This is a genomic window from Streptomyces bobili (assembly GCF_002154575.1).
GTDB classification, from domain to species: Bacteria; Actinomycetota; Actinomycetes; order Streptomycetales; family Streptomycetaceae; genus Streptomyces; species Streptomyces bobili.
Map to the genome: position 1 here is coordinate 1 of NZ_MUBA01000619.1, position 5,597 is coordinate 5,597.

The window sequence follows — 5,597 nt, forward strand, 5'->3', positions numbered from 1 at the left end:
GGGAGGGGGAGGTCCGCCGCCAGGAACGAGGCCGCCGCTCCGTCGAAGGGCATGCCCGTGAGGTCGCCGCGGAGGTGGAGGAAGAGGAGCAGGGCCAGCAACGAGCCGACGGCGGTGGACAGGGCCGTCGTGGTCGCCGAGATCGCCATCAGGCGGGCCGGGCCCAGACCGATGGCGGCCAGGCCGGGGCGGGGGCGGGTGCCCGGGTCGGTGCGGGCGACAGCGAGGGCGAAGTGGACGGTGGCGGCCAGCGGGACGGTGCACCAGGCCAGCCGGAGCGCGGAGCCCGCCGTGGTGCCCGGGTGGCTCAGCGCGTGGCCGAGGGTGCTCAGCAGGAGGAAGCCGGTTCCGGCCGAGGCCGTCGCGACGAGCAGACGGCGCAGTTGGACGGCCGGACGGGCGCTGCGGGTCAGGCGGAGAGCGAGCACGCCGCCCGGCCTTCCGACTCGGTGACCGGCGGCAGATGGACGGTGCGCACCCGGCGCCCGTCCAGGAGGGAGACCGTGCGGTCGGCGAGGGCCGCGGTGTCGGGGTCGTGGGTGGCCAGGACGACGGTGATGCCGTGCGAGCGGGCCGCCGTGGTCAGGGTGCGCAGGACGTGACCGCGGTCGGCGCGGTGCAGGGGGGCCGTCGGCTCGTCGGCGAAGAGGACCGACGGGGCCGGTGCCAGGGCGCGGGTGATGCAGACGCGCTGGCGTTCCGACTGGGTCAGTTCACAGGGCCGCAGGCGGGACTTGTCGCCGATGTCGAGGCGTTCCAGCCACTCCAGGGCGGCGACCTTGGCGCGGCGTCGGCTGGTGCCGCGCAGCATGAGGGGGAGGGCCGCGTTCTCCCACACGTTCAGCTCGGGGACGAGCACCGGGGCCGGGTCGATCCAGCCGAAGCGGTCGCGGCGGAGCCGTTCGCGGGCCATCGGGCCCATGGTGTGCACGGGGACGCTGTTGAACCAGACCTCGCCGCGCTGGCCGCGGGCGAGCCCGGACAGGCAGTGCAGCAGGCTGGTCTTGCCGCTGCCGCGCGGCCCGGTGACGGCGAGGATCTCGCCCTCCCGCACGCCGAGGGACACTCCGCCGAGCGCGGGGGAGCCGTCGGGGTGCGTGTAGTGCAGGGAGCGTGCCCACAGCACGTCGTTGTCCGGCGGGGCCTCCATGGGCGTACACCTTCGTTCAGATCCGTAGTTCCCGTGTCGTCCCCCGTCCGGGGGAACGAAGGCGGGGCCGATCGGTCACTGGCACGCTAGGCAGCCCGGCTCGGGCATCCGGACAGCACACGGCCCCGGGTCGCCGTTTCTCACTCGAACGGACGGCACCGGGGCCGGTGTTGATCACCTGAGAGGAAGATCCCGAAAGATCAGCGGGGAGTCCCGTGGACCGGGGACCGTCAGAGCTTCGTCCACGCCTCCGTCAGGGTGGCGCGCAGGATCTGCTCGATCTCGTCGAAGGTCTGCTGGTTGGCGACCAGCGGAGGGGCGAGTTGGATGACCGGGTCGCCGCGGTCGTCGGCACGGCAGTACAGGCCGTTGTCGAAGAGGGCCTTGGACAGGAAGCCGTACAGGACGCGCTCGGTCTCCTCGTCGGTGAAGGACTCCTTCGTCACCTTGTCCTTGACCAGCTCGATGCCGTAGAAGAAGCCGTTGCCGCGGACGTCGCCGACGATCGGCAGGTCGTACAGCTTCTCCAGGGTGGCGCGGAAGGCGCCCTCGTTGTCGAGGACGTGCTGGTTGAGGTTCTCGCGCTCGAACAGGTCGAGGTTGGCGATGCCGACGGCCGCCGAGACCGGGTGGCCGCCGAAGGTGTAGCCGTGCAGGAAGGTGTTGTCGCCCTTGTAGAACGGCTCGGCCAGGCGGTCGGAGATGATGCAGGCGCCGATCGGGGAGTAGCCCGAGGTCATGCCCTTGGCGCAGGTGATCATGTCCGGTACGTAGTCGAACTTGTCGCAGGCGAACATCGTGCCGAGGCGGCCGAAGGCGCAGATGACCTCGTCCGACACGAGCAGCACGTCGTACTGGTCGCAGATCTCGCGCACCCGCCGGAAGTAGCCGGGCGGGGGCGGGAAGCAGCCGCCCGCGTTCTGGACCGGCTCCAGGAAGACGGCGGCGACCGTGTCCGGGCCCTCCATCAGGATCTGCTGCTCGATCTGGTCGGCGGCCCAGCGGCCGAAGGCCTCCGGGTCGTCGCCGAAGAGCGGGGCGCGGTAGATGTTGGTGTTGGGGACCTTGTGCGCGCCCGGGACGAGCGGCTCGAAGGGGGCCTTCAGGGCCGGCAGGCCGGTGATGGACAGGGCGCCCTGCGGGGTGCCGTGGTAGGCGACCGCACGCGAGATGACCTTGTACTTGGTGGGCTTGCCGGTCAGCTTGAAGTACTGCTTGGCGAGCTTCCAGGCGGTCTCGACCGCCTCGCCGCCGCCGGTGGTGAAGAAGACCTTGTTCAGGTCGCCGGGCGCGTGGTGCGCGAGGCGCTCGGCCAGCTCGACGGCCTTGGGGTGGGCGTAGGACCAGATCGGGAAGAACGCCAGCTCCTGCGCCTGCTTGAAGGCGGTCTCGGCGAGTTCCGTGCGGCCGTGACCGGCCTGGACCACGAACAGGCCCGCGAGACCGTCGAGGTAGCGCCTGCCCTTGTCGTCGTAGATGTAGGTGCCCTCGCCCCGGACGATCGTCGGGACGGGCGCGTTCTCGTACGAGGACATGCGGGTGAAGTGCATCCACAGGTGGTCGTACGCGGTGCGGCTGAGGTCCTTGGTGCTCACGGTTATCGGGTCCTCACGGTTATCGGGTTCCCCACATGTAGGTCTGCTTCTTGAGCTTCAGATAGACGAAGCTCTCGGTGGAGCGCACGCCGGGCAGGGCGCGGATGCGTTTGTTGATGACGTCGAGCAGGTGGTCGTCGTCCTCGCAGACGATCTCGGCGAGGACGTCGAACGAGCCCGCGGTCATCACCACGTACTCGACCTCCGCCATGTCGGTGAGCGCGTCGGCGATTGCCTCGGTGTCGCCCTCGACGTTGATCCCGACCATCGCCTGCCTGCGGAAACCCACGGTGAGCGGGTCCGTGACGGCGACGATCTGCATCACGCCTTGGTCGAGCAGCTTCTGGACGCGCTGGCGCACGGCCGCCTCCGACAGACCGACGGCCTTGCCGATCGCGGCGTACGGCCGGCGGCCGTCCTCCTGGAGCTGCTCGATGATGCCGAGACTGACGGCATCCAGCTGAGGGGTGCCGTTCTTTGACTCGCGGGAGTCCCGGTGCTCTGCGCTTCGACTGGCCACGACGTCACTCTGCACGAGGTCTCGATAGTTGCGCAAGGTGGAGGCGATGAAATTCGTTGTTTACGTCGCTGAGACTTGCGGATTTCGCAGGAGTGGCGCGAACGGGGGTGTTGGAAACCTCGGTGGGCCGATTAGGGTGGGTGTCTCAGTGATTGGACACTTCGACCCCGACACCTTCGACCCTGACACAGGAGGCCGGCAGTGAGCACCGAGCCGCGTGGGCTGCGCACCCTACGGAACTACATCGCCGGTGAGTTCCGGGACGCCGCCGACGGACGGACCACCGAGGTGGTCAACCCCGCGACCGGCGAGGCGTACGCGACCGCGCCGCTGTCCGGGCCGGCGGACGTGGACGCCGCCATGCGGGCGGCCGCGGCCGCCTTCCCGGGCTGGCGCGACACCACCCCGGCCGAGCGGCAGAAGGCCCTGCTGAAGATCGCGGACGCCTTCGAGGAGCGCGCCGAGGACCTGATCGCCGCCGAGGTGGAGAACACCGGCAAGCCGATCGGGCTCACGCGGTCCGAGGAGATCCCGCCGATGGTCGACCAGATCCGCTTCTTCGCGGGCGCGGCCCGGATGCTGGAGGGTCGCTCCGCGGGCGAGTACATGGACGGCATGACCTCGATCGTGCGCCGCGAGCCGGTCGGCGTCTGCGCGCAGGTCGCGCCGTGGAACTACCCGATGATGATGGCCGTGTGGAAGTTCGCCCCGGCGATCGCGGCCGGCAACACGGTCGTGCTCAAGCCGTCCGACACCACCCCGGCCTCCACGGTCCTGATCGCCGAGATCATGGGCTCGATCCTGCCCAAGGGCGTCTTCAACGTCGTCACCGGCGACCGCGACACCGGCCGTCTGATGGTGGAGCACCCGGTCCCGGCGATGGCCTCCATCACCGGCTCCGTGCGCGCCGGCATGTCCGTCGCCGAGTCCGCCTCGAAGGACCTCAAGCGCGTCCACCTGGAGCTGGGTGGCAAGGCGCCCGTCGTCGTCTTCGAGGACACCGACATCGCCAAGGCCGTCGAGGACATCTCCGTGGCGGGCTTCTTCAACGCCGGCCAGGACTGCACGGCCGCCACCCGCGTCCTCGTCCAGGAGGCCGTCCACGACGAGTTCGTGGCGGCGCTCGCCAAGGCCGCCTCCGAGACGAAGACCGGTCAGCCGGACGACGAGGACGTGCTCTTCGGCCCGCTCAACAACCCCAACCAGCTCCAGCAGGTCACCGGCTTCATCGAGCGGCTCCCCGCCCACGCCAAGGTCGAGGCGGGCGGCCACCGGGTCGGCGACAAGGGCTACTTCTACGCCCCGACCGTCGTCTCCGGCCTGAAGCAGGACGACGAGATCATCCAGAACGAGGTCTTCGGCCCGGTCATCACCGTCCAGTCGTTCACGGACGAGGAGCAGGCCTTGGAGTGGGCCAACGGCGTCGACTACGCCCTCGCCTCCTCGGTGTGGACCAAGGACCACGGCCGCGCGATGCGCATGTCCAAGAACCTCGACTTCGGCTGCGTGTGGATCAACACCCACATCCCGCTCGTCGCCGAGATGCCCCACGGCGGCTTCAAGAAGTCCGGCTACGGCAAGGACCTGTCGGGGTACGGCTTCGAGGACTACACGCGGATCAAGCACGTGATGACGTCGCTCGACGGTTAGGTCTGCGACGGTTAGGCCTGCGACGGTTAGGCCTGCGGCGGCTGGGCCGCCCTGTCCTACTTCGCCGCCCCGGACGGGAGTTCTCGTCCGGGGCGGCCCCGTGTGAGGCCCACCGCGACCCGGTTTTGCCATCTCTTTACAACCTGTGTCCCCGCTGTCTCGTCTCTCCGCTCGATCCGTCACGCAGCCCGTGCGGACCGACGAAGGAGAGCGACTCATGCGATTCACCCACCGAACCGGCCTCACCGCCCTGGCAGTTGCGGGCACCGCCCTGCTGATCGGCGCGGGACCGGCGTTCGCCGACGGGGGCACGCCGACGCCCGTCCCGTCCGCCCCCTCGACGGCGCCCACGGCGGCTCCCGCCCCGAGCGAGGCGACCCCGGAGCCCGCGCCCACCGTGGCACCGGGCTCCGACGACCAGGTCCCTGTCGTCCCCCGCGGGGCCGCCGACACGGGTGAGGGCACCACGGCCGCGTCCTCGCCGGGCGACGGCACGCTGATCGGCGGCTCTCTCGCGGCGGCCTTCGCCGCGGGCGGTGCCGGCGTGTACGTCCTGCGTCGCCGGAGGACGACCGGCGCATGAGCCCGTACTCCAGGCGCGCCTTCCTCACCGCCGTCGGCATCGGCCTGCTCGCGGGCTGCGCCGGCGGCGACCCGGCCGACCGGGCCGACGGTCACGGAC

5 protein-coding genes and 1 pseudogene are annotated in these 5,597 nt (G+C 70.5%); 2 read left to right on the forward strand and 4 right to left on the reverse strand.

The window, feature by feature from the left end:
- The 4 genes and pseudogenes from BZL64_RS35005 to BZL64_RS35020 all read right to left on the reverse strand — a co-directional run.
- Positions 1-428, reverse strand: a pseudogene (locus tag BZL64_RS35005) (hypothetical protein); the annotation flags it as partial.
- Entirely contained in the window at positions 410-1,150 is a 741-nt protein-coding gene (locus BZL64_RS35010) for an ABC transporter ATP-binding protein (RefSeq protein WP_086773095.1), read from the reverse strand. The pseudogene BZL64_RS35005 and the gene BZL64_RS35010, both read right to left, overlap by 19 nt.
- Before the next feature lie 230 nt (positions 1,151-1,380).
- Positions 1,381-2,745 (reverse strand): aspartate aminotransferase family protein, encoded by a 1,365-nt coding sequence (locus BZL64_RS35015; RefSeq protein WP_086773096.1) that lies wholly within the window; start codon positions 2,743-2,745, stop codon positions 1,381-1,383.
- A gap of 19 nt (positions 2,746-2,764) precedes the next feature.
- Positions 2,765-3,280: an Lrp/AsnC family transcriptional regulator gene (locus BZL64_RS35020; RefSeq protein WP_086773097.1), complete on the reverse strand. Its 516-nt coding sequence runs from the start codon at positions 3,278-3,280 to the stop codon at positions 2,765-2,767.
- Positions 3,281-3,466: 186 nt separating this feature from the next.
- On the opposite strand from BZL64_RS35020, the gene BZL64_RS35025 reads away from it, so the two are divergent.
- Together BZL64_RS35025 and BZL64_RS35030 are read left to right on the forward strand one after the other, a co-directional pair.
- Positions 3,467-4,915, forward strand: coding sequence for a gamma-aminobutyraldehyde dehydrogenase (locus tag BZL64_RS35025; RefSeq protein ID WP_086773098.1), 1,449 nt, complete (start codon positions 3,467-3,469; stop codon positions 4,913-4,915).
- A gap of 217 nt (positions 4,916-5,132) precedes the next feature.
- Complete coding sequence (locus BZL64_RS35030) at positions 5,133-5,498, forward strand: hypothetical protein (RefSeq protein ID WP_086773099.1); 366 nt, start codon at positions 5,133-5,135, stop codon at positions 5,496-5,498.
- Positions 5,499-5,597: the final 99 nt, after the last annotated feature.

Excerpts from the sequence above, each read along its gene's own strand:
- BZL64_RS35010 (WP_086773095.1), bottom strand. The coding sequence starts at position 1,150 with ATGGAGGCCCCGCCGGACAACGACGTGCTGTGGGCACGCTCCCTGCAC.
- BZL64_RS35030 (WP_086773099.1), top strand. The coding sequence starts at position 5,133 with ATGCGATTCACCCACCGAACCGGCCTCACCGCCCTGGCAGTTGCGGGC.